The organism is Streptomyces sp. NPDC002403, from assembly GCF_053593015.1.
Window position 1 is genome coordinate 36,991 of the sequence record NZ_JBSFBQ010000045.1, and the last position, 21,311, is coordinate 58,301.

The 21,311-nt window shown below is 67.6% G+C and carries 13 protein-coding genes and 2 pseudogenes; 13 read left to right on the top strand and 2 right to left on the bottom strand.

Annotated features, from left to right (window positions below):
- Window positions 1-54: 54 nt before the first annotated feature.
- The 8 genes and pseudogenes from ACWCPY_RS33500 to ACWCPY_RS33535 all read left to right on the top strand — a co-directional run bounded on the left by ACWCPY_RS33500 (window position 55) and on the right by ACWCPY_RS33535 (window position 11,643).
- On the top strand, window positions 55-1,329 hold the full coding sequence (locus ACWCPY_RS33500) for an ABC transporter substrate-binding protein (protein ID WP_451271371.1): 1,275 nt from the start codon (window positions 55-57) through the stop codon (window positions 1,327-1,329).
- Window positions 1,326-2,318, top strand: coding sequence for a carbohydrate ABC transporter permease (locus tag ACWCPY_RS33505; RefSeq protein WP_451271373.1), 993 nt, complete (start codon window positions 1,326-1,328; stop codon window positions 2,316-2,318). The genes ACWCPY_RS33500 and ACWCPY_RS33505 overlap by 4 nt, the downstream gene beginning before the upstream one ends.
- A 5-nt stretch (window positions 2,319-2,323) precedes the next feature.
- On the top strand, window positions 2,324-3,169 hold the full coding sequence (locus tag ACWCPY_RS33510) for a carbohydrate ABC transporter permease (RefSeq protein ID WP_451271375.1): 846 nt from the start codon (window positions 2,324-2,326) through the stop codon (window positions 3,167-3,169).
- An 88-nt stretch (window positions 3,170-3,257) separates the two neighbouring features.
- Window positions 3,258-5,216: a glycoside hydrolase family 5 protein gene (locus ACWCPY_RS33515; protein WP_451271377.1), complete on the top strand. Its 1,959-nt coding sequence runs from the start codon at window positions 3,258-3,260 to the stop codon at window positions 5,214-5,216.
- A 48-nt stretch (window positions 5,217-5,264) separates the two neighbouring features.
- Window positions 5,265-7,019: a glycoside hydrolase family 35 protein gene (locus ACWCPY_RS33520; protein WP_451271379.1), complete on the top strand. Its 1,755-nt coding sequence runs from the start codon at window positions 5,265-5,267 to the stop codon at window positions 7,017-7,019.
- A 79-nt stretch (window positions 7,020-7,098) separates the two neighbouring features.
- Window positions 7,099-7,542 (top strand): annotated as a pseudogene (locus ACWCPY_RS33525) (alpha-amylase family glycosyl hydrolase); the annotation flags it as partial.
- A gap of 303 nt (window positions 7,543-7,845) precedes the next feature.
- The gene (locus tag ACWCPY_RS33530; protein ID WP_451271381.1) at window positions 7,846-10,887 is read left to right on the top strand and encodes an alpha-mannosidase; all 3,042 of its coding nucleotides are present in this window, start codon (window positions 7,846-7,848) and stop codon (window positions 10,885-10,887) included.
- A gap of 60 nt (window positions 10,888-10,947) precedes the next feature.
- Window positions 10,948-11,643 (top strand): HAD family hydrolase, encoded by a 696-nt coding sequence (locus ACWCPY_RS33535; protein WP_451271383.1) that lies wholly within the window; start codon window positions 10,948-10,950, stop codon window positions 11,641-11,643.
- A gap of 328 nt (window positions 11,644-11,971) precedes the next feature.
- Here the strand turns inward: ACWCPY_RS33535 and ACWCPY_RS33540 are convergent, their stop codons facing one another.
- On the bottom strand, window positions 11,972-13,927 hold the full coding sequence (locus ACWCPY_RS33540) for a hypothetical protein (protein ID WP_451271385.1): 1,956 nt from the start codon (window positions 13,925-13,927) through the stop codon (window positions 11,972-11,974).
- 246 nt (window positions 13,928-14,173) lie between these two features.
- On the opposite strand from ACWCPY_RS33540, the gene ACWCPY_RS33545 reads away from it, so the two are divergent.
- The 5 genes from ACWCPY_RS33545 to ACWCPY_RS33565 are packed head-to-tail and all read left to right on the top strand — an operon-like array spanning window position 14,174 to window position 20,052.
- On the top strand, window positions 14,174-15,484 hold the full coding sequence (locus ACWCPY_RS33545) for an ABC transporter substrate-binding protein (protein WP_451271387.1): 1,311 nt from the start codon (window positions 14,174-14,176) through the stop codon (window positions 15,482-15,484).
- On the top strand, window positions 15,481-16,407 hold the full coding sequence (locus ACWCPY_RS33550; RefSeq protein ID WP_451271389.1) for a carbohydrate ABC transporter permease: 927 nt from the start codon (window positions 15,481-15,483) through the stop codon (window positions 16,405-16,407). Before ACWCPY_RS33545 ends, ACWCPY_RS33550 begins: the two co-directional genes overlap by 4 nt.
- Window positions 16,404-17,270, top strand: coding sequence for a carbohydrate ABC transporter permease (locus ACWCPY_RS33555; protein ID WP_451271391.1), 867 nt, complete (start codon window positions 16,404-16,406; stop codon window positions 17,268-17,270). The genes ACWCPY_RS33550 and ACWCPY_RS33555 overlap by 4 nt, the downstream gene beginning before the upstream one ends.
- Window positions 17,271-17,272: 2 nt before the next feature.
- Window positions 17,273-19,030 carry a glycoside hydrolase family 36 protein gene (locus tag ACWCPY_RS33560; protein WP_451271393.1) on the top strand — a complete coding sequence of 586 codons (1,758 nt, stop codon included), beginning with the start codon at window positions 17,273-17,275 and terminating at the stop codon, window positions 19,028-19,030.
- Complete coding sequence (locus ACWCPY_RS33565) at window positions 18,946-20,052, top strand: LacI family DNA-binding transcriptional regulator (protein WP_451271395.1); 1,107 nt, start codon at window positions 18,946-18,948, stop codon at window positions 20,050-20,052. Before ACWCPY_RS33560 ends, ACWCPY_RS33565 begins: the two co-directional genes overlap by 85 nt.
- Before the next feature lie 567 nt (window positions 20,053-20,619).
- Here the strand turns inward: ACWCPY_RS33565 and ACWCPY_RS33570 are convergent.
- A pseudogene (locus tag ACWCPY_RS33570) lies at window positions 20,620-20,935 on the bottom strand (helix-turn-helix domain-containing protein); the annotation flags it as partial.
- Window positions 20,936-21,311: the final 376 nt, after the last annotated feature.

Sequence of the window (21,311 nt, forward strand, 5' to 3'; positions counted from 1 at the left end):
GCTGCGCCGGACAACAACACGTACACCCAACCCTCTCAACCTGAAGGACGCGAAGTGAGTGCACGGAGCTCCAAGCTTAGCCGCAGAGGATTCCTCGGCGGATCCATCCTGTTCGTCGCCGGAGCGGCGGTCGGCTGCAGTACCGACCCGGCCGGCGGTGGCTCCTCCGGGGCGAAGACCACTCTGAACGTCTGGTCCCACGCCTACGGCGAGGCCGGCACCCAGCAGGCCCTCACCCGCTATGCCACCGCGTTCACCAAGGCCAACCCGGACATCGCGGTCAAGGTCACCTGGACCCCCGGCGACTACTCCGGCAAGCTCTACGCGACCCTGCTCACCGACGCCGCCCCGGACGTCTTCGAGATAGGCGACTTCAGCGAGAGCCTCGCCCGGCAGGGCCAGATAGCCCAGCTGGACGACATCTACGGCAGCGCCAAGTCCGACTTCAACGCAGGCGCCCGCGACATGGTGACCGTCGACGGCAAGCTCTACGGCGTCAAGACGCTCGACGACGTCATGATGCTCTACTTCCGCAAGAGCGTGCTGTCCAAGGCCGGCATCACCCCGCCCGACACCTTCGACGCGCTCGCCGACGCGGCCAAGGCCCTGAGCTCCAGGAAGACCAAGGGTCTGTTCGTCGGCCAGGACGGCCTGGGCGACAGTGCCATCCTGTCCGTGTTCTCCAACGGCGGCGACCTCGTCACCGAGGACGGCAAGGCGGGCTTCGGCTCCCCCCAGGCCGCCGAGGCCGTGGCCGGGCTCAAGCGCCTTCACGACGACCGGTCGCTGCTGCTCGGCTTCACCACCGACTGGTGGGACCCCGCCGCCCTCACCCAGAACGCCGTCCCGATGCAGTGGGGCGGCCTCTGGTCGATGCCCGCCATCAAGACCGCGCTCGGCGACGACTTCGGCGTCCTGCCGTGGCCCGCCTTCAAGCCCGGCGGCAAGCCCGTGGTGCGCGTCGGCGGCTGGAGCACCTGCGTCAACGCCAAGGGCAAGAACGTGGACGCGGCCAAGAAGTTCGTCCAGTGGCTCTGGATCCAGCAGACCGACCTCCAGACGGACTGGTCGCAGAGCTACGGCCTCCACATCCCGCCGCGCACGTCCGTCGCCGCCACCGCCGACAAGCTCACCCAGGGGCCGGCCAAGGAGACCGTCGAGCTGGCCGCCAAGTACGGCAGGAACAACCCCAGCACCTGGAACACCGCTGTGAGCTCCCTCTTCACCGCGGCTGCAGCGAAGATCGTCAGCGGGAAGGGCGATGCGGAGCAGCTCCTGGCCGATGCGGCCAAGAAGGCCCAGGGCGAGATCGACAAGCAGCGCGCATGATGAAGTCCGCACCTCCACCCACGCTTCACCACGAGCGTGCCGGATGCCCCGCGGCCGAGCCGCGGGGCACCGCCCCCGTCCGCCGTTCCCGCCCGGACCGGCGCGCCTGGGGAGCGTTCGCACTGCTCGCCGGCCCCCTGCTGATCGGCCTGGGCCTCTTCAAGTACGTCGCCATCGGCTGGAGTTTCCTGCTCAGCCTCAGCGAGGCCCGCGGCACCATCGCCCTGGGGCACTGGGTCGGCCTGGACAACTACCAGGCGCTGCTCTCCGATGCGGTGTTCCGCAAGTCGCTCGGCCAGATCCTGCTGTTCACGGTATTCATCGTGCCCGTGACGTTCGCCGCCTCGCTGGGGCTGGCGCTGCTGGTGCACCGGATCCGGCGCGGCCGGGCCGTGCTGCGCACCGCCTTCCTGATCCCGGCCGCCGTCTCCTACGTCGCAGCCTCCCTGCTGTGGAAGATGTCGCTGTTCAACGGGCTGCCGAGCGGCATCGCCAACACGGTCGGCGGATGGTTCGGCATGGATGCCGTTCCGTGGCTGCAGACCACCTCGCCGCCGCTGTACTGGGTCGTCCTCGTCACCCTCCGCCTCTGGCTCCAGGTCGGCTTCTACATGGTGCTCTTCCTGGCCGGGCTCCAGGCCATCCCCAAGGAGATGTACGAGGCCGCCGCGCTCGACGGCGCCACCGGCCTGCGCCTGCTGCGCAGGATCACTCTGCCGATGCTGCGCAACACCTCGGTGGCTGTCCTTATGCTGCAGTTCATCGCCGCCTTCCAGGCGTTCGACGAGTTCTACAACCTGTTCAACAGCGGGCTGTCCGGGTCGGCCGCGGCCCCGGTCCGAACCCCCCTGGGCTACCTCTACGACACCGCGATGGGCTCCCAGAACTACGGCCTCGGATCGGCCGGAGCCTTCGTGCTCACCGCCCTCATCGTCGGTGTGACCCTGATCCAGGGCCGGCTCACCGGCTTCGGCAAGGGTGAGGAATGAGCAACATGACAACAACACGACAACTGCCGCAGGTAGTACGCCGGTCCGTGCGCGGCCTGCTGGCGGGCCTGCTGACGGCGGTGTTCCTGGCGCCCTTCTACCTGATGCTGCGCAACGCACTGATGGACACGCAGGGCCTGACGGCACCGGACTGGACCTGGTGGCCGTCGACGATGCACTGGGAGAACTTCAGCTCGCTCTTCAGCGACCCGGCCCTGCACATGGGCCAGGCCCTCGGCAACTCGTTGCTGATCGCCGCGATCACCGCCCCGGTGTCGACGCTCCTCGCCTCGGCCGCCGGGTACGCCCTCGCGCGGATCCCGGTACCCGGGCGCGGTGTCATGCTCGCCCTGGTCGTGGCCACGCTGATGATCCCCGGCTCGGTGACGTTCGTTCCCACCTTCGTCGTCGTGGGCTCCATGGGCGGGGTCAACACGCTGTGGGGGATCATCGCACCCGGGCTGTTCAACCCTTTCGCCGTTCTGCTCTTCCGCAACTTCTACCTTCAGTTCCCCAGCGAGATCGAGGAGGCCGGACGCCTGGACGGGCTCGGCTGGCTCGGCCTCTACCGCCGGATCGCGCTGCCGTCGTCGGGGGCGATGATCGCCTCGCTCGGCGCGCTCGCCTTCATCGACAGCTGGAACGCCTTCCTGTGGCCGCTGGTCATCGGCCAGGACCCGTCCGCGTGGACGGCCCAGATCGCCCTGTCGACGTTCCTCACCTCACAGACCATCAATCTGCCCGGCCTGTTCGCCGGAGCAGTCGTGACCATCGCCCCACTGGTGGCCATGTTCCTGGTCGCCCAGCGCTACATCGTCGAAGGCATCGCCACCAGCGGCCTCAAGGGCTGAGCCGCACCTGACTCCGGACCACCGGTCCGGGCCGCACCACCTGAAGATCCAACCCCCACACCCACCCCCACCCTTGGAGGGGACAATCATGAGATCCGATAGGTCGGCTCCCGCCGTCAGGAGATTCTTCTCCCGAATCCTGCCCGCCACGGCAGCCGCGGTCACCCTCGTCCTCGTGGGAACCTCCGGTTCCGTCGCGGTGCCCCACAGCGCCACCGACACCGCCACTCCCATGACCGGACCGCAGTTGGCAGCCTCCTGGACGGCGCCGCTGAGTACCCGCGGGCGGTACATCGTCGATGCCAACGGCAACCGCTTCAAGCTGAAGGCCGGCAACTGGGCCGGTGCCCAGGGCACCTGGGAAGGCAGCGGCGACGTCAACGACCCCGCGAACCACCAGGCGGACCAGATGTCGCACAACCTCCCGCTGGGCCTGGACCGCGCGCCGATGACACAGATCATGGCCGACTTCCACGAGCTCGGGCTGAACAGCATCCGGCTGCCGTTCGCCAACGCGATGATGCGCGACACCACGGTCGTACCGGACTCCGCAGTCGCGGCCAACCCGCAGCTGAAGGGCAAGACTCCGCTGCAGGTGTTCGACGCGGTGGTGGCGGCCCTGACCGCCGAGGGGTTCGCGGTCATCCTCAACAACCACACCACCTCCTACCGCTTCTGCTGCGGCCTGGACGGAAACGAACGCTGGAACAGCGGCCAGTCCGCCCAGCAGTGGCAGGACGACTGGCTCTTCCTGGTGAACCGCTACAAGGCGAACAAGCGTGTCGTCGGCGCCGACCTGCGCAACGAGATCCGCCGCGACACCTGGGACGACCCCAACTGGGGCTGGGGTGACGACCACGACACATACGCGGCCTTCGAGCTGGCGGGCACCCGCATCCTGCAGGCCGACCCCGACATGCTGATCATCATGGAGGGCATCAACTGGTACGGCATCCCGCTGGACGGGCTGGACTACGGCAGGCCGATGCTGACCCCGGTCCGTGAACTCTCCAACACCCTGATCACCGCGGGAAAGCTGGTCTACGCCGCGCACTTCTACGGCTACACCGGCCCGAACTACACGGGTGCCGAAAGCGGACCGGGGCACACCAACGACTGGCCGTACGAGGACTTCCCGCTCGAAAAGCTGAAGCAGCTGGTACACGACGAGGCCCTGTTCGTCACCCAGTCCGGCCAGCACTTCACCGCCCCCGTCTGGATCAGTGAGTTCGGTGCCGGCGGCCGGGGATCGCAGGACACCAAGGAGAAGACCTGGTTCGGTAACTTCACCGACATCCTGGTCGAGAACGACACTGACTTCGCCATCTGGCCACTGGTCGGATGGACCGGTGCCAATGGTGCGCCCCAGGACACCTGGGCCCTGATCTCCTACGACACCGCCGGTAAACGACAGAGCCTCAGCGACTCCGGTGACTGGCGGTCCGCCGACTGGAACAAGCTGGTCAACGCCTCGGGAACGACCGGTCCGGTCGCACAGGTCGACCACTGGAACATGCTCGACCTCGACTTCCGCGACCACAACGTCTCCTCCCGCATGCTCGCCCAGGGCGACTGGAGCCCCGGCTACCGCAAGGGCAACTGCCCCGACAGCCAGCGCCTGACCGGTCTTGGCCGTAGCGACAAGCGCGGCCTGTGCACCGACGCGAGCCGGCCCGCCAAGGGAGCCGGTGACTGGGTAGCCGTCCATGACGAGCGCTACGTCACCCACGGCGACTGGGCCTCGGGCTACAACAAACTCCAGTGCCCCGACAACACCTTCGCCGTCGGATACAGCGTCAACGGCAACTCCATGGCCGGCCTGCTCTGTGCGCCGTCCGCCGTACCGCTGCCGCTGAACGGCCGCAATGTCTGGTTCGACCAAGGCGACAACCGCCCCGCCACCGGCGGCTCGATCGAAAGCGACTGGGCTCCCGGCCACTACAAGGGTCAGTGCGCCGACAACGAGTACATCGCCGGCGTCGCCTTCACCTGGAAGTGGAACCACGGCGGCGTTCCCGACGCACTGCTCTGCCGTCCGCTGAGCTGACCCACCTCCATCAGTTCCATCAGTTCCATCATCGAGGAGACCACGGCCATGCCACGACTCGAGGTTGCCGCAGACGGCTTCCGTCTCGACGACCGACCGCTGCGGATCATCTCCGGCGGGCTGCACTACTTCCGGATCCATCCGGAGCAGTGGGCCGACCGGCTTCGCAAGGCGCGCTTGATGGGACTGAACACGATCGAGACCTACGTCCCATGGAACCTCCACTCGCCCCATCCGGGAGAGTTCCGGCTGGACGCAGGTCTCGATCTCCCCCGGTTCCTCGATCTGGCTGCCGCCGAAGACCTGCACGTACTGCTACGCCCCGGCCCGTACATCTGCGCCGAGTGGGAGGGCGGCGGCCTCCCCTCCTGGCTGCTCGCCGACGAGGACATCGAACTGCGCAGCCGCGACCCGCGCTATGTGAAAGCGGTGGACGACTACCTCGGTGCCCTGCTGCCGCCCGTCCTTCCTTACTTCTCCACTCGTGGCGGCCCGATCCTCGCTGTGCAACTGGAGAACGAATACGGTGCGTACGGCGACGACTCCGGCTACCTGGAGGATCTGGCGGAGCTGCTCCACCGGCACGGAGTCGACGTACCGCTGTTCACCTGCGACCAGCCCTCCGACCTGGGGCGCGGCGGCCTCGACGGCGTCCTGCGCACTGTCAATCTCGGCAGCCGGGTGGACGCCGGGCTCGCCGAACTGCGCAAGCATCAGCCGTCCGGGCCGCTGATGTGCAGCGAGTTCTGGATCGGCTGGTTCGACCGCTGGGGCGGCACCCATGTCACCCGCAGCACGGCCGACGCTGCGGCGGACCTCGACCGGCTGCTCGCGGCCGGCGCCTCGGTCAACATCTACATGTTCCACGGCGGTACCAACTTCGGATTCACCAACGGCGCCAACGACAAGGGCACGTACCGCCCCACCGTCACGTCCTACGACTACGACGCGCCTCTGGACGAGGCCGGCGATCCCGCCCCCAAATACGCCGCCTTCCGCGAGGTCATCGCCCGACACGCGCCCGTCCCCGAGGAGCCGGTGCCCGCTCCCGCAACCAAACTCGCCCCTGCCGCCGTGGAACTCACCGCATGTGCCGGGCTCCTGGACCAGCGCGAGCGGCTCGGCAGCGCGGTGCACGCCGACCGCCCGCAGGCCATGGAACAGCTCGGACAGTCCTTCGGATTCGTCCTGTACGAGACGGCGCTCCGGGCGGCCGGGCCGACCCTCCTGCGCATCGCCGAGGTGCACGACCGAGCCCAGGTCTTCGTCGACGGCCAGCCGGTCGGCGTCCTGGAACGCGAGAACCATGAGCACGCCCTCGCCTTCCACACCCCCCGTCATGGTGCACAACTGGCCGTGCTGGTGGAGAACCAGGGCAGGGTCAACTACGGGCAGGGCATGCACGACCGCAAGGGACTGCTCGGCGAGGTCTCCGTCAACGCACTGGCGCCGGAGAGCTGGTACAGCCGACCGCTGCCTCTCGACGATCTGGGCCGGCTGTCCTTCACCGCTTTCGAGTCCGCCTTGCCCCCGGTCGGCCCCACGTTCCACCGTGGGCACCTGGACATCGAGCAGCCGGCCGACGGCTGGATCGCCCTGCACGGCTGGACCAAGGGCCACGTCTGGATCAACGGCTTCGCACTCGGCCGGTACTGGTCCCGAGGACCGCAGACCACTCTCTACGTCCCCGCACCGATCCTGAACGCCGGCCGGAACGAGATCACGGTCCTCGAACTCCACGGCGCCACCACCCGCACGGTGGAACTGCGGGGCAATCCCGACCTGGGCCCCGTCGAGGACTGACGTCCGTGACACCGGACAACAGGCCTCAGCCAGTTGGACCGACCGGCCACGCAGACATGAACCTCCAGAAGGACCGAGAATGCCCCAGCCCCCTGCCGGCGCCCGTGACATCGCCGCCACGACCGGATCCCCGGCGAACCGGTGGAGAGAATCCGTCATCCACCAGGTGTCCCCGCGCGGTTTTGCCGACGGGAAGGGCGACGGCATGGGCGACCTCCCGGTTGTACGCAGCCGGTTGTCGTATCTGAAGGAACTCGGCGTCGACGCCCTGTGGCTGAACCCCTTCTACGCCTCCCCGCAGGCCGACGCCGGCTACGACATCGCCGACCACCGTGCGGTCGAGCCCACGCTCGGCACGCTGCTCGACGCCGAAGAGCTGATCCGGCACGCCCATGGGCCCGCGCTGCGCATCATCGTGGATCTCGTGCCCAGCCACTCCTGCGACCAGCACGAGTGGTTCCTCCGCGCGCCGGAGGAGGGCACGGGATCGGCGCTCCGGGAGCGGCACCACTTCCACCCCGGGGCTCGGTGCCGGAGACGCCGTCGAATGGACCGACGCGTCTGCGGGCGTCCTCGTCTTCCGCCGCCAGGGCTTCGTCTGTACGACGAACACCACCGATGAGGCGGTACGCATCCCCGTCCCCGGGCGTCTGCTGCTCGCCAGCTCCCCGGTCGGCCCGACCGACGGCTCCCACGGCGCGAGCTTCGAGCTGGACGCGAACGCCACAGTGTGGCGGACGGTCTGACGCCCCCTGTCTCCACACCGCTCCTGTCGGCGAGCCGACCGCAATATGAACACCGCCCTCCACCGACGACAGAGGATTCCATGCACAGCAAGCGACGCCTCACCGAGCAGCGGCTCGACCGGGTGCTGAACCAGCGCATCCGGCCCGCGGTCCACGCCCGTACCGCCCCGGTCGAGATCGCGATCTGGAGCGTGCCGGGCGAGCCGGTCCCCGTGGCCGACGGCCTGTCCGCACCGTACGAACCCGTGACCCTCGGGCACCGGTGGGGGCCGCCCTGGTCCACGAGCTGGTTCAGGATCAGCGGCAGGGTTCCGCAGGAGTGGGCCGGCCTGCGGGTCGAGGCGGTCATCGACCTCGGCTTCAACGTCACCGGCGCGGGCTTCTCCGCCGAGGGCCTGGTCTACCGGGCGGACGGAAGCGTGGTGAAAGCCCTCAACCCCCGCAACGCCTATATTCCGGTCGGCGACCCGGCGGCCGGCGGCGAGGATTTCACCTACTACGTCGAGGCCGCTGCCAACCCCAATCTGGTCGATGACCACATCCCGTCGCGGACCGGGGACCGGCCTTCCTGGATGACGGGAGCCGGCTCCGAGAGCGCGCCCCTGTACCAGCTGCTCCGACTGGAGCTGGCGGTCTTCGAGGCACAGGTGTGGGAACTCGCCCAGGACCTGGACGTCCTCGGGGGGCTGATGCGCGGACTTCCCGAGGCCGACCCGCGCCGCTGGCAGCTCCTGCACACCATCGAGCGGGCCCTGGACGAAGTCGACCTGCAGGACATCGCCGGCAGCGCCTCCGCCGCCCGCGAGGTGCTGCGCCCGGCGTTCGCCGCCCCTGCGGCAGCCAGCGCCCACCGCATGTCCGCCGTCGGGCACGCCCACATCGACACCGCCTGGCTGTGGCCGCTGCGCGAGACCATCCGCAAGGTCGCCAGGACACTCTCCAACGTCACCCATCTCATGGACGAACACCCGGGCTTCCTCTTCGCCATGTCCCAGGCCCAGCAGCTGGCCTGGCTCAAGGAGCACCGCCCCGAGGTCTACGCCCGGGTCCAGGAGAAGGCGGAGAAGGGGCAGTTCCTGCCTGTCGGCAGCCTGTGGGTGGAACCCGACACCAACATTACCGGTGGTGAGGCTCTCGTCCGGCAGTTGATCCATGGGAAGCGCTTCTACCTCGACGAGTTCGGCGTCGAGACCGAGGAGATGTGGCTGCCTGACACCTTCGGGTACAACGCGGCCATGCCGCAGCTGATGAAACTGGCGGGAATCCGGTGGTTCCTCACCCAGAAGATCTCCTGGAACACCACCAACAAGTTCCCGCACCACACCTTCTGGTGGGAGGGCATCGACGGCACGAGGATCTTCAGTCACTTCCCGCCGGTCGACACCTACAACGCCGAGATCACCGGCGCCGAACTCGCCCATGCCGTCGGAAACTTCCAGGACAAGGAGGCGGCCAACAGCTCGCTGCTCCCGTTCGGCTACGGAGACGGCGGCGGTGGCCCCACCCGGGAGATGCTGGCCCGGGCCGAGCGTCTCGTCGATCTGGAGGGCTCGGCCAGGGTCGTCATCGAGAGCCCCTCGGACTTCTTCGAGCGGGCACACGCCGAATACCCCGACGCGCCGGTGTGGCAGGGCGAGCTGTATCTGGAGTTCCACCGCGGCACGCTGACCAGCCAGCTGAGGACCAAGCAGGGCAACCGGCGTAGCGAGCACCTGCTGCGAGAGGCCGAGCTGTGGTCGGCGACCGCCACCTTGCGCACCGGATCCGAGTACCCGTACCAGGCCCTGGACCGTCTGTGGAAGACGGTCCTGCTGCACCAGTTCCACGACATCCTGCCCGGCTCCTCCATCGCCTGGGTTCACCGGGAGGCGGAGCAGACCTACGGCGCCGTCGCCGCCGAGCTGTGCGCCATCACGGACGCCGCCCAGCGCGCCCTGGCCGGCGAAGGCGATCTGCCCGTGGTCTTCAACGCCACTCCGTTCGCCCGCGACGGTGTCCCCGCCCACGGCGCCACGCTCCGCACCCGGCCGCCGGGCCGACCCGTCGCCCCGGTCCCGTGCGGGGAAGGTTTCGCCCTGGACAACGGCCTGGTCCGCGTCCGGGTCGATGCCCAGGGCCTGGTGACCTCGGCGTACGACATCGCGGACGAACGCGAAGCGCTGGCCCCCGGAGCCGTCGCCAACCTCCTCCAGCTTCACCAGGACTTCCCCAACGAGTACGACGCCTGGGACATCGACGCTTTCTACCGCAACACCGTTCACAACCTCCTCGACGCCGACTCGGTCATCGCAGAGGAAGGCGGTGTCCGGATCGTGCGGACCTTCGGTGACTCCCGCATCGAACAGTTGGTCTCCCTGTCCGAAGGCTCCCGGCGTCTGGACATCGACACCGAGATCGACTGGCACGAGAAGGAGAAGCTCCTCAAGGCATCCTTCCCGCTCGACGTGCGGGCCGACCACTCCAGCGCGGAGATCCCCTTCGGACACGTCCGGCGCCCCACCCACACCAACACCAGCTGGGACGCCGCCAAGTTCGAGATCTGCGCCCACCGCTTCCTGCACCTCGGCGAACGGGGCTGGGGCGCGGCTGTGGTCAACGACTCGACCTACGGGCACGAGGTCACCAGGGACGTCCGCACAGACGGCGGTACCACCACCACCGTCCGGCTCTCTCTGCTCCGTGCTCCCCGCTTCCCCGACCCGGATGCCGACCAGGGCCACCACCGCCTGCGATACGGTTTCGTGATCGGCGCCGACATCGCCGACGCCGTCCGCGAGGGCTACGCGTTCAATCAGCCCGAGCGCAGCCTCCTCGGCTCGGCCGAGGTCGAGCCGCTCGTCACTTCGGACAACGAGACCGTTGTCATCGAAGTGGTCAAACTCGCCGACGATCGCTCCGGCGACATCGTCGTACGCCTCTACGAGGCATGCGGGGGACGCACCCGAACCGTCCTGACCGCCGGATTCCCTCTGGCCTCCGTGGTCGAGACCGATCTGCTGGAGCGCGAACTCGACCCCCGCGGGACCACGGACGCCGTACAAGCGAACGGCCGAAGAGTGCACCTGGCGCTGCGCCCGTTCCAGATCCTCACTCTCCGGCTGAGGCCCCGGAAGAGCGACTGACCGAGGCTCTCCGGAAATGGAACCCCGGGGCCACCGACCTTACGAGTGATCAATCAAGCCATGACCGAAGAAGGTAGGACCGCCGTGCCCGTACCCCCCGCCGCTGTCCTGTTCGACATGGACGGCACACTGGTCGACACCGAACGTCTCTGGCTCCGGGCCGCGGCCGAAGTCGCCGCCGGTCTCGGCCACACCCTCACCGACGAGGACCTGCCGGAGGTGCTCGGCCGCGCTGTCGAACACACCGCTGCCCACCTGTGCCGCATGACCCGGACCAGCTTCACTGCGAACGCCATCGCCGAGATTCTCAGCGACACGTTCAGCAGCAAGGTTGCCGCCGAGGTCGTCCCCCGGCCCGGCGCACTGGAGCTGCTCGCCGAATTGGGCGACGCCGCCGTGCCTACCGCGCTGGTTTCGGCCTCCCCTCGCCGCGTAGTGGACCTGGTCCTCGGCAGCCTCGGCGATCACTGGTTCACCGTCACTCTTGCTGCCGAGGACACCGAGCACACCAAGCCCGACCCCGCTCCCTACCTGGCCGCCGCCGATCGGCTCGGGCTGGACCCTGCGGCCTGCGTGGCCGTCGAGGACACTCCGACCGGGGTCGCCTCCGCGCGCGCGGCCGGCTGCTCGGTGCTGGCCGTTCCCTCCACTGTGCCGATCGCCAAGGCCGACCGGATCACCCTGCTGGACAGCCTCGAGCAGGCCGACCTGGCGTTGCTGTCCACGCTGACCGTTCCGACGAAGCCGACCACCTGATGTCGCTTCCTGCGTCTGCTCGGCGACCTCGCAACCGCCTCCAGACCTTCGGGACTGCCGTTGCGAGGGCGGCGGCAGCCGGCTCACCACCGCACGTCGACCACGAGAACAGGATTCGGCGGACGGACGACCCGATTGCTCCACCCCACCGTCCGGACAGCGGCAGTGACCGCCCGGACGCGGAAACCCGGTGGCAGCGGCGGACCTTCGGGGGGTGTAGTCGGCCGGACTGCTTCAACTTGTCCATCAGGAGTGCGAATTATCGGAGATGTTCAGATCTGGTGAGGATCTGCCGGTGCGGCGGCTCGGCCTCGGCACCATGCCCTCGTTACGAGACTTGCACAGTGACCTTCTGTCCGGGTGCGACGGACACCTTTGCGTAGGTGCAGGTCTTTCCGTTGACGGTCTTCGTCTTGGCTCTTCGGGGGACGCCGTTGACCTTGATCGTCGAGTGGCTGCCGGGGAAGCGGGCCTCCCACTTGTAGCGGGCCGAACCCGTGGAGTTGGTCAGGGTCGACTTGGTGGCACCGTCATGACGCAGGGTGAAGGTGTTGCCGCCGATCTTGATGTCCTTGATCTGCAGCCAGCCCATTCCGGCGGGCATGCGGGACTGGGTGCTCAGGGCGCGCCCCGGGGCGTTGGGCTGCACGCCCATGAGGCCCTCGACGGTCTGGCTCAGCAAGGTGTAGGAGATTTCGGGGTAGTCCCCGTTGGGGCCCTGCTTGGCCACCGGGTGCTGGTCGTTCCGCTTGTCGTAGACGTACTGCATCCACTTCCAGGCCGTGTCGTTGTGCTCGTAGGCGAAGAAGGTGTCCGGCAGGTAGCTGATCGCCTCGATGTTGGACGGCTTGCCGCTGCCGCTGGCCTGCTCGTCGACATAGTCGAGGTAGGCTTCGGCGCGCGCCCCCGGATTGATGATCTGCTTCATGGGCATGAACCAGCTGTTCTCCTTGCCCCAGCCGGTGAGCGACTTGCCGTCGGTGGTGTAGCCGCGGACCATGTCGGCCCCTGAGCCGGAGCCGCTCCAGGTGTCGTTGAAGTACGCCTTGAGGCTGTCGGCCCTCTGCCGGTACTCCTTGGACAGGGATTCGTCGCCCTTGGCGGCGGCCAGGTCGGAGATCGCCCGGTATGCCTGGTACTGGGATCCGATGGAGTCCCCGGACTCGGCCAGGTGCTCCTCCCCGACCTCGTTGTAGCTGGCGGCGCCCGCGAAGATGCCGTTGCCGGTGCCTTCGGCGACACCGTTGGGCTTGTTGGCGTCGTGGAGTTCGACGAAGTCCTTGGTCGCGTGCTTGTAGAAGTCCCAGAGCGTGCTGTCGTTGACGTACGTGCTGTCGCCACTCCAGCGGTAGGCGTGCCTGGCCTTCTCCACCAGCTCGAACGTGGCCGGGACCTCTCGGACGAAGGAGGTTGGGCTCCGGTAGTCGATCGAGAGGTATGTCTTGTTGTCGAAGTTGATGGCCCATACGGGGTAGTACTTGTGCTCGGACGTCGCGGAGCCGGCAAAGGCACGCAGCATGGCCTTGTTCGCGTCGTTCAGTCCGAGGATGGAGGCGCCGGCGAGCTGGTGAACCATGTCGCGTGAGTAGTAGGCGCTCCGATGCGCATACCCGGCCCAGTAGGACGGGCCGTACGTGCCGGTGCCGGTTCCGGACCGGTTGCCCTCGTCGACGTTCAGCGGACCGGTCGTGCCGGGCATCTGGACCCAGCTGTTGGCCTTGCGCTTCGACCAGTCGAACATCTCGACGATCTTGGGGTCGGAGGACGAGATCACCGGGTCGACAGGGGCTGCCGGGGAGACCATGATGTCGTCGGCGTTGACCCAGCTGCTGCCGGATTCGAAGGCGAGCTCCAACTGGTCGCCGCTTTTCAGGGACACCCGGCTGATCGTGTACCGGGCGTAGCCGGACCGGCTGGGCAGATCCACCGCACCGGTCTGCGCGCCATTCACCCGGGCGACGAACCTTCCCCCCGTGCCGCCGGTGGCGATCCAGGCGGAGAAGTCGTACGTACCGTCACCGGACGCTGTGATGGTCTGCGCCACCTTGTTGCCGCTTCCGGCATCCAGGTACACGAGCTTTGCGCCACCGTGCGGTGCGTTGGTGGCGACTCCGGTGCCAGACGTGAACGTCCAGCCCGCGGTGCCGTCCTCGAAGCCGGGATTGCTGAGGGCCGGCGCTGAGGTGGCTGCGATGGCCGGACTGCCCAGGGTCAGTGGTGTGAGCGGGGCGAGTGTGGCGAGTGTGGCTACGACTGCCAGGCGGGCAGGACGGCGATGCCTCATGGAGTACTCCAGTGCGGTGCTCGAGTGAGTGGCCGCAAGCTAGCAGCGGCGCTCGACGGGTTGCAATAGTTCTGCAGACCTACGATGCGGAATCGATCAGAAAGTTTTCAATCAAGCATTGCAAGTATGTCTGACCGGTTGCTAACTTCCCTGCAGTCGACCCGACGTTCGGTCGATGCCCGAGCCGCATGTAGAGGTGGTCATCTCATGGACATGAGTCGTCGCAGAGTTCTTGGAGTGGGCGGCGTGCTTGCCGCAGGAGCGGGCCTCGGTGGCCTGACCGCCTGCTCCGGCACCGGCAGCACGGGCGCTCAGGGCGGCGATGTCGGTGACGCCACCAAGGGCTCAATCACCGTGTGGAGCTGGCAGGGCCCGGCGGCGGAGTTGCGGGCGCTGGTTCCGGCGTTCAATAAGAAGTACCCGGACATCAAGGTGACTGTGCAGGACATCGGGAACCCGGCAATCTGGGACAAGATCACTACGGGTATGGCAGCCGGAGGGGCGGGCCTCGCGGACGTACTGCACATAGGCGTCGACTACCTGCCCGGATACGTGGACCGCTTCCCGGGCCAGCTTGCCGATCTCGGCAAGCTGGGAGCCCACAAGTACCGGGACTCCTTCGCGAAGGGCCTGTGGGAGACGGTCTCGCCCAAGGGCGAACAGGTGAACGCGCTTCCGTGGGAGGCGAACTCGGCCGGGTTCTACTACCGTGCCGATGTCTTCGAGGAAGCCGGTGTCGATGTCGGAGCGCTCGACACCTGGGACGACGCGATCGAGGCCGGCAAGAAGATCAAGAAGAAGACGGGCAAGTACCTTCTGGGGATTGACAAGCCCGCCTCGCAGCAGGACTCGGCGAACTTCTTCCAGCTGCTGCTCCAGCTCCAGGGCGGCTTCTATTTCAACACCGGCGGCGACATCACCCTCGATTCCGCCGAGGCCGTGCGTGCCATGTCGCTCATCAAGGAGATGAACGACGCCGGACTTGTCAGCGACATCTCCGGCGGCTGGAACGCGCTGATCAGCTCGATCAAGAAGGGAACGGCGGCGGTCCTGCCGTGGCCGACCTGGTTCGGCGGCATCATCGAGGAGACGGTCCCCGACCAGGCGGGCAAGTGGGGTGTGCGTCTGCCCCCGTCCGTACGCCGCGGCGGGGCCACCGCCGCCACCGTGAATTCCACACACCTGGCCGTTGCCGGTACCAGCAAGCACCAGGCCGCGGCCTGGAACTTTGTGGAGTTCGCGCTGACGCGGCCCGAGTCGCAGGTCAGGATCTACCGGGGCAAGGGGATCGCCCCGGCCCTGTTGAAGGCGTACGACGATCCGGTCTTCCACGAGCCGTCGAAGTTCTTCGGCGGTCAGAAGAAGGGTGAGATTTTCTTCGGTGCCCTCAAGGCGCCCTCGCCGGCGTTCAACTACACCTCAGACTATGCCCGAGCGCTCAAAGTGGTGACCGACGCCCAGACGAAGGTGCTGCTCAAGGGCGCCGACCCGGCCGAGGTGCTGCATGCGGCGGCGGACCAGCTCGCTTCCCAGACCGGACGCCAGGTCGCCCGATGAGCGTTGTCACTTCCTCGACCCGTACGGTGCCAACGGCGGGTGTGCGCGACTCCCGACCACCGCGCTTGAGCGCCCGCCGTCTCGCGCCGTACGCCTTCGTCCTGCCCGCCGTGCTGCTGTTCGCCGCCTTCAAGCTGTACCCGATCGGCTGGTCGTTCATTCTCAGTCTCCACAAGACGGTCGACGGCGTCGACACCTTCGTCGGAGCGGACAACTACAAGCGTCTGCTGGACGACCCGCTGTTCTGGACGGCATTGAAGAACACGGCAGTCATCCTGGTGGTCCAGGTGCCAATCATGCTGGCGCTCGCCACTGGCCTGGCCGTCGCGTTCAACTCGGCCTTCCTGCGGGCGCGCTCGGTGTTCCGGCTCGGATTCTTCATGCCGATGGTCACCGGCCTCGTGGCGTACGGTGTCGTCTTCTCCGTCCTGCTCAACGAGAAGTACGGGCTGGTCAACTGGCTGCTCTCGCTCGTCGGAATCGGCGAAGTACCGTGGCTGACTGATCCGCTGTGGGCAAAGATCTCCCTCGGTCTGGCACTGACCTGGCACTACACCGGCTACAACGCGGTGATTCTGCTGGCCCGCCTGCAGACCATTCCCAAGGAGCTGTACGACGCCGCCTCGGTCGACGGGGCCGGAGCCTGGCAGTCCTTCCGTCACGTGACGCTTCCGGGACTGCGTCCGGCGATCCTCCTCGCCACGGTCCTCTCCACCATCGGCACCCTGCAGATCTTCGACGAGCCGTACATCCTCACCCGAGGCGGCCCCGACAACGCGACGCTGACCATCGGCGTGTACCTGTACCAGAACGCCTTCACGTACTTCGACTTCGGCTACGCGTCGGCCATCGCCTACGTCCTTGCGGTGCTGATCGGGGTCCTCGGCCTGATCCAGTTCCGGGTCCTGGGAGACAAATCATGACGATCCCCGCACTTGGCGCCGCCCGCGCACCACGCACCGGCCTGCACCGCCCGGGCCGCGGCATCCTGCTGACCTCAGGGCTGGCCATCACGCTCGCCGGCGTGCTCCTTCCGTTCTACTGGCTCGTCATCGCCAGCACCCATAGCACCGACGAGATCTTCGACTCCACGCCGCCACTGCTTCCCGGCGGCGACCTGGGCAAGAACATCTCCAGCCTGCAGGAGACCGCATCCTTCGGGCAGGTCGTGCTCAACTCTCTGCTCATCGCGGTCATCTACACAGTCTGCGCAGGCGCCGTCTGCACCCTGGCCGGCTACGCCTTCACCAAGTACCGCTTCAAGGGCCGTGATGCACTTTTCGGCATACTGATGCTGGGACTGGTCATCCCGACCCAGGTCACACTGGTGCCGCTGTTCAAGATGATGGCCGAGCTGCACTGGCTCAACACGTATCAGGCCGTGATCATGCCCAATCTGGCACTGCCGTTCGGCATCTTCCTCATGCGTCAGTCGATGGCCGCGCTGCCCGACGAACTACTCGACTCCGGCCGCATGGACGGCTGCGGCGAACTGCGTCTGTTCCTGCGGGTCGTCCTGCCGCCGATGAGGCCCGCCCTGGCAGCACTGGGCATCTTCCTGTTCCTCTACCAGTGGAACGACTTCATCTGGCCCCTGATCGTGCTGCGCGATAACGCCTCCCTCACCATTCCCGTCGCACTCGCCTCACTGCAGGGCGTCGACGACACCGACTACGGGGCCATCCTCACCGGAACCGCCGTTGCCGCCATTCCCATGATCATCGTCTTCATGGCCCTTCAACGCCACTTCGTCTCCGGCCTGCTCGCCGGCGCTGTCAAGGAGTGATCGTGAGCACCCAGCCCACCGAGGCCGTCACCACCGCGGAACTGGCGCCCGCCACCTTCGAGCCACTGCTCGACACCGTGGAGATCGCTGTCCTGGCCCCGGGCGTCGAGCCCGCCTGGACACTGTCCCAAGTGCCCGGCGGCCTGCGAATGCTGCAAGTCGAAGCCACCGGCTCACCAGTGGAGATCCGGCTCTCCGCCCCGCTCGGCGATACAGCCGGCTACTGGCACCCGAAGGCAGGCTGGAGCCGGACCCTGGTCGCCGACTGGGAAGGCAGGTCCAGGGTCAGCCTCATCGACGGCCTCGCCGCCGGCTGCCTCTACGACTACTCAGGCGCCACACTGCTCGCCTTCGCCGCAGCCGACCCCGCTCCCGAGGTCGCCCTGCGCTTCGGGGTGTCCGAGGAGAACGACACCCACGTCGTCCACCTCGAACTGCCGCCTTCCACCACACCGCACCGCATCCTCTTCGTACCACGCAGCCCCTCAGTTGCCTCGGCCATGCGCCTGCTGCGCGGCTGGTACGAAGAGCAGACCCCGGCTGCCATGCCAGTTCCCGAAGCGGCCCGACTGCCTCTGTACTGCACCTGGTACGCCTTCAACCAGCAGGTCGATGCGACAGCCGTCGAGCAGCAGGCCGCACTCGCCGCGGACATGGGCTTCGGCACGCTCATCCTGGACGACGGCTGGCAGCGTTTCGGCAGCGGCCGCGGATACGCAGGGGTGGGGGACTGGCTCCCCGACCCCGACAAGTTCCCCGACTTCGCCACGCACGTAGCCCGCGTGCGCCGACTCGGACTGCGCTACATGGCCTGGGTCGCGCCCCTGCTCCTGGGCCCCCGGACCGACTGCTACGAGCAATGGGCGCCCTACGCCCCGGCCCTCGCCAAGGTTCCCGGTGCTCACGTCCTCGATCCACGCAGCCCCGAAGTCCGCTCCCACATCGTCCGCCTGTGCGTGCGCCTGGTGCGTGCCTACGGTCTCGACGGACTCAAGGTCGACTTCCTCGACGAAGCCATGGCCTACGCAGGCGACGGCAGGGGCGATGTCGGGCAGGCACTCACGCTCCTGCTCACCGAACTGCGCACCGCGCTGCTCGCCGAGCGATCCGATCTGCTACTGGAGCTGCGTCAACCCTACGTCGGTCCGGGCATGGCCGCGTTCGGCAACATGCTCAGGTCCTTCGACTGCCCAGCCGACTCCACGGCCAACCGCGTCCGCACGATCGACACCGGGCTGCTCGCCGTCGGCGGTGTCGTCCACTCGGACCCCTTGCTGTGGGACACCACGGCCCCCGCGTCGACCGCCGCACGACAGCTCATCGGGGCACTTCACTCTGTTCCGCAGGTCTCCGTGCGCCTCGACGCACTCCCCGAGGACCACGCCGAAGCGGTCCGCTTCTGGCTGGCCCAGTGGCGCCGCCTGCGCCCCCAACTGCTCGACGGAATGATCGAGCCCGGCCGCCCCGACGATCTCTACACTCTGGTGCAGGCCGGAGCGGACGGGGTGAACGTGGTGTCCGTGTTCAGCGACAGGACCGTACCGGTGCAGCCTGCGGTCCATCGCGAGACGGTCCTGATCAACGCGACTGCCCAGAACCGGCTGGTGCTGGAGGTCCAGGATGAGGGAGCGCAGGTGGAGGCCGAGATCCGTGATCCCTCCGGCCGTATCATCGAGTGGACCCGGATCACGCTCACCCCCGGCCTGCACAACCTGCCGGTGCCGAACATGGGGCTTGCCTCGATCCGGAAAACCGCATGACCCTGCCAGCGAAAAGGGGACGAATGAAGGTCGGCATCGTTGAGATCGCTGCCCGGGCGGGTGTGAGCGAGGCCACCGTCAGCCGGGTCATCAACCGGCGTCAAGGAGTGGCGACGAAGACCAGGGACGCCGTCGAAAAGGCCATGGCAGAACTCGGCTACGAGAGGCCCGTGGAGGGCCAACTGGTCACGGTGATCACCGAGCACGTCTCCAACCCCTTCTTCGCCGACGTCGCCGAACGCATCGAGGCGGCATTGGCACCACACGGACTCAAGGCCGTGTTGTGCCCGGCATTTCCCGGAGGGGTCCAGGAACGGGAGTTCATCGCCTCGATCATCGACAAGGGCATCGCGGCCGTCGTGTTCCTGTCCTCGTCCAACACCGTGGAGGGTGCCGACACCGAAACGTACGAGATGCTGCGCTCCCGACGTATTCCGTACATCGGTGTCAATGGGGGGTTCGCCGACAACGTTCCCGCGCCCGTCTTCTCCACCGACGACGCGCTGGCAGCCGAACTGGCCGTGGACCATCTGCACCGTCTCGGTCACCGCGCCATCGGCATGGCATCCGGGCCGACTGGCAACCACCCGGCCGACCGGCGTGTGCAGGGCTTCCTCGACGCCATGGCCAAACGGGGCAGCCAGGACGCCGAACGCTGGGTGATCAGGCAGTCCTACACCGTCGAAGGCGGTCAGGCAGCCGCGCATACCCTGCTACAGCTCGGTGCCACCGCCATCGTCGCAGCCAGCGACTACATGGCCCTCGGCGCGATCCGCGGCATCCGCCGGCAGGGATTCTCGGTCCCTGGGGATGTCTCCGTCGTGGGCTACGACGGCTCCATGATCACAGAGTTTGTCGATCCGCCCCTGACCACCGTGAGACAGCCGGCCGACCGGCTCGCCCTCGAAGTCGGCCGCAGCGTCCTGTCGCTCGTCAGCAACCGCGAAGTACCGACGGGTGAACTCTTCTTCGACCCCGAACTGGTGATCCGCTCCACAACGGGGCCCGCGCCGCACAAGTAACTTGGGTACGGCCCGGTTCAAGGGATGGTGATCGCGAGGATTTTCGCGTTCCGGGAGACCGGTAGGTTCTTGGGTGGTGCGGGGTTCGAGCTCGACGTGTTTGCGTCGGCGGCATCGCCGGGAGGGGCACGTGGAGCAGGAGCCTTTGGCGCTGCTGAAACAGCACGAGGTGACGGCCCGGCAGCACCTGGGAGCGCAACGAGCGCACTGACTCCTGATGGGGCTCCCGGCCGACCCGGCCTCGGCCACCGCCGAGTGGATGCTCCCCTGACCGAGGTCTGGCAGGGCTCCGACGGTAAGCCGAAAGCGGTGCTGAGTGTCACGATGACGAGTGCCGACTGCGTCGTCGCAGTGATCGGCTGCGTCTCGGGGTCTGACTCTCAGGTGTGACTCGGCGTCGCAGAGTAAACCGTCCTGCGGGGAAGACGGCACCAAGGTGGTGCTGCCCTGGTTGTATTGCCCTGTGAGGTCGAGGCCGCGGCTGGCGGGTGGTTTGCCTGCGAGCGCGGTGTGTCCGCGGTGGTGATTGTAGCTGTGGCCGGCGTTCGCCCGGTTCTTGCGACCCGCGGGCCGGTCGCGTTCGTAGCGGCGTACGACCCGCCCGGTCGCCCGGTCCAGGTGCGCGAGCCGGGCCGGACCGAGCGGGTCAGCACGCGGTGCACGGTCGAGGGGGCCAGGCCAAGGGGGGAACCGGTCACGCATACCAGCCTCGCCCACGCTCCGGTAGCGGGTGGCCCACAGCTGGGCGGTGGTGGGTGAGACCCGGAAGCGTGCGGCGACCCGCCGCAGGCGGCCGGCCGTCCTCAACCACGCAGCGGACCAGGCGCAGGCGGCCAGTCTCGGTCAAGGGTGCATTACGGTGGGGGCATGAGGGCCTGCCGATCGTTCGGTGGAGATGTCGCAATCCACACCGAACCCGGAAGGCCCTCAGCCGTTCAAGACGCTTCAGCCGAGACCTGCATCTCCCGTCCACAACCTTCCGGGACAGAACAGCTAGCGCTTTCGGAGAAGCTGGCGGCAGCCATCGAGATGCCGCCCGAAACCCCGGCGACATGCGACACCCTCGACCTGAGCACGTGGTTCAGGGACCAAGCAAAGGAACTGACCACTACTGGAACAGGACTGTGGCTCACGGACCCGGACACAGCCTTCTGCGTCGCACTGTTCCTGCGCGCCGCCCAGCACTCAATCCGGAGTGGCTGCCCCATCCCATCGTCTGCACCTGGGGCCCATCTTCGGCCCCGCTGGTCTCCCAGCGA